The sequence below is a fragment of the Rhizobium sp. P1_E1 genome (genome assembly GCF_056406015.1).
In genome coordinates, this window is record NZ_JBFUAY010000340.1 from 1 (window position 1) to 3,563 (window position 3,563).

General features: G+C 58.9%; 2 protein-coding genes. Both read right to left on the bottom strand.

All coding sequences use genetic code 11. The features are described from left to right. Nucleotides 1–1,026: 1,026 nt before the first annotated feature. On the bottom strand, nt 1,027–2,292 hold the full coding sequence (gene repC / locus AC1D1Z_RS35250; RefSeq protein ID WP_477853416.1) for a plasmid replication protein RepC: 1,266 nt from the start codon (nt 2,290–2,292) through the stop codon (nt 1,027–1,029). Between the two features lie 239 nt (nt 2,293–2,531). Further along, nucleotides 2,532–3,563 (bottom strand): plasmid partitioning protein RepB (gene repB, locus AC1D1Z_RS35255; RefSeq protein ID WP_477853418.1); only part of this gene is annotated, 1,032 nt, incomplete at its 5' end.

Consider the following 3,563-nt stretch of genomic DNA (forward strand, 5'->3'; position numbering starts at 1 on the left):
GGAGAAGGGTCATCCTTGTCGGCCGCCCCACCCAAAAGGTAACAGCTGTTACCTTTCGAGCCCATCGGACCAAGGTCGCCTGGCTCGTTGTCGACCGGATCCTGCCCCGGCCCTCTCCGTAGGTGGATAGGCAGATTACGTTCGACAGGGAGGAAGAACGAGGTGGCGATAGGTAACCCCCCACCACGTCCATCGCTCCCCGCAGCGAGACAGCCTGCAGCACCCGGCCCGCGCAAACGCCATTGCCGGCCTTCCTGGAACCTCTTCTGCCCGGCGGGTGCCGCAGATGCCGACTGCCTCTCCGTCCTTTAGGCAGCAATGCACAATGATTCCGGACGAGTCACAAGCTAGCCGAACGGGTGGCATGGCTTCTTGAATGAACATTCGGAGACCACCTTCGTCACGGCTCGCACTCATTCTCTCCCTGATCAACGTCCATTGCTCGCGCAAGCTCAGCTGCCGGCAAAGTTGGACGAACCCCGCGTGAAGCGACTCGGTTGGGTGGCCAAAATGCCCGAACAGAGGAACCGCCCAGGATCATGGATGCTGTGCGCTCGGCCTCGCCCAATGCCCTCGATACACGCCACCCCGCTCCTTCGAATTCGTTTACGCCCTCCAACACCCATGTTCTTCTTCGAGCCGAGTGGCTCCAAGGACGCGCAAAGATTTCGCCTCCGATCGGCAACACATTCAGAACGGAGGGTGCCCCGGATAGGCAGGTTAGTTCTCAATGAACAGGAGGAACGGGACTCCCCAGCCACAGCTATCTCGCCTGTCCTTCAGGGCAGTTGTACCGCCCTCGCCGTCTTGCGGAAGCCAGATGGACTATGGCTGCACCACGGCGGGCGCAAACCGATACCTGGCGAAACGACCGCTCTTTCTGGATACACCCGCCCCATTGCCGCTCATGCGACCCAGAGGGCGAAGCCACGCCCAGAAATCGAACTATTCCTGTAGCGGCGTCAAGGTAAACCTCGTCGCCGGTTCCGCATGCCCAAGCGCGGAATAACAGCTGCTACCTTTCGCCTATCTATCCCGTGTATTCATCCCGCTTTCGGCAAGACCGTAAAGGCTTTTTGAAAGGTGAAGACTCCCATCGACCGCCCGGTCGACCATTGCACGGAAATAGCCCCCCGGCTTTGCAATCAGCTCCGGGTCACGCAAGGATTTTTCGAGCACAGTCGCCAAGATGGCGGACGCAGCATAACGGCCGACCCTCCCTACACCGTCTACCCATGCAGCCTCCGAAAGGCCGATCATGCGCCGCATCATTTCGGCCGCGCCGACAACATCGGACCAGCCGTCAAACTCCACACTGACACATTCCTGCGCCGCGCGGCACCCRACCTGCAGCAAGCCAACCGGCACCGCAGCTAGAACAGCACCCTGGATATCACCAACCGCCTTCTCCGCCTGCCGCAATCGGGATTGCGTGTCACCAACCGCCGCTTCAGGCTTATTTTCATAAGCCATTTCGACGGCGGAGCCGTCGTCAGTTTGTTTGATGTCTCGCTCGTAAGAGCGAGTCCGTTCATTACTTTCAGAAAGGTTCTTAGGGGTTGTATTAATAATAGAGGTGACGCCTATGTCACCCGCGCATGACATATTATGCTCACCGAAGCGAGCTTCGGCATATTCAAGAACCTCGGAATGCAGTGATTTGAGCTTGCTTGCTTGCTCAGCGCGGCTCACCATCGTCTCCATGATCGCCTGTGCAGCGCACCTCCAGCTATCCGCCTTCTCCGGGAATGCTTCGCAGGCATCGATGATTGCCCTGGAAAACCGCGTAACCGCTCGCCGCGCATCCTGGGTAGCCTTCAGTTCCCTTTGATAGTTGTCAACGCTCTCCYTGATCTCCGCAAGCCGCACGCGCGCCGGCGTAAAATCGAGCCCGAAGCCGCTGGCAACCATCCCGTCATTGTCGCGGTACACGAAGCGCCGGCCCGTTGGGCTGTCTCGGTAGGCAGCGATCCCAGCTTCAACGATCCTGCGCAGGCACCGCGTAACCGTGCGCTCGGAGCGCAGCGTGTATTCTGCGAGCTTGGCGTTCGAAATTGCAACGATCGGCCTGCCGGCCMCTTTCCAGTCATCGCCGCGCGAGAGGCCAAGGAGAATGTCCAGGACATGATAGGTCGTGCCGTCGATCCCAAGGATCGGCGCTGCTTTCTTCAACAGGAGGGAGATCTCCGATTTCGAGGTGTCTGGTATGTCGTTGGCCATCGCCATTCGCGCGCTTGCGAGAATGGCCGGACTGACGCGTCTGAACGATGCGATTGCCGTTGCTTCTGTCATTAGCTAGCCTGCCCGCAGCGCCTTAGCGTGCGGCTCCATCGAGATTCTTGTTGATGAAAGCCAGCAGACGGGCACAGTTTTTCGTWCCCAGCTGTTACGCAGGGGTTGATTGTGCCAGCGGTCCGTCATAGAATCAGTTTGTTAGAGCTGATGTCGACGGGACGTTTTCGTACTGTCGGCTAGGATTTTAAGGGTTCGCCGATTGCCGTCGGTGAGCCCTTTCCTATTTCTGAACCAGCCTACCGCATCGGCGTCTCCCCGTTTTGTTGCCGGTACTCGTCCACCAGTGCCGGAAGCTTTTCGATGAGCCAGGCCGACAGGCCTGGCATCTTGCTTTCCGGAATTGTAATGAGCGTTGAGGAACGCGAGGATTTCGCGGTAATCACCGCGCCGCCACCGATCTCGATCTCTTCGCCGCGATCTCCGCTGGCTGCCTTGTGTTCCAGGGCGTTCATCAGCGCGGCGAAGCGCTGATCGCTTGGGGACGCAACCCATGTCCTCGTCGACGTCACCTGGTCAATGATAAACTGGGCTGCGGCCGGAGCCCTACCGTCCTTGAAATGGGCGGCGAGCTTTTCCCACTTCGGCCGGCCAATTGAAGGCGCCGCACCGATCCTGGCGATCAGTTCGGCCGGGAACTGTTCTGCGATCCCAATCAGCATCGAAATATAGGTCAGCTTGCCGTCTGCCCTGCCGAGGGCGGCAGCAATCGTCTCCCGGCGGAAGCCGCGCGACTTGAGGGTTGCAGCAAACAGCGCCTGCTCGATGAACGAGAGATTGGCGCGCTCGGTATTCTCGATCCCTTGAGCGACCACCAACTCGTCGTCGGTGAGCTCACGGATGATCGCTTTTACCGGCCGTTCAAGAATCTGACAGGCCCGCAAACGCCTATGGCCATAAGCGACCTGAAAGTAGCCTTGCTTGTCAGGGGAGGGGCGAACGAGGATGGGAAGTCTCTGGCCGCTTTCGCGGATGCCCTCAACGAAACCCTGAAATAACGGATCTCCCTCGATGTCGAGGCGATCCCTGACAAAGGAGGGAACGACATGGGCGGAGTCAATTTCGACAATTGCTTCCGAACCGCTCAGTTGTTCACGAAGGCGGTCGTTCTCCTCTTCCACGGCGACAAAGGCCCGGTCCATCGACTTGACGGCCCCAGATCCAACTTTGACCGCGGGACCTGCCGAGATCTGTTTCGCAAGCTCAGCGGAATCGACATTCCCAAAAAGGGTTTTCATCCGATTGGAGCGTTCTTTGGCATTGGTCATGAC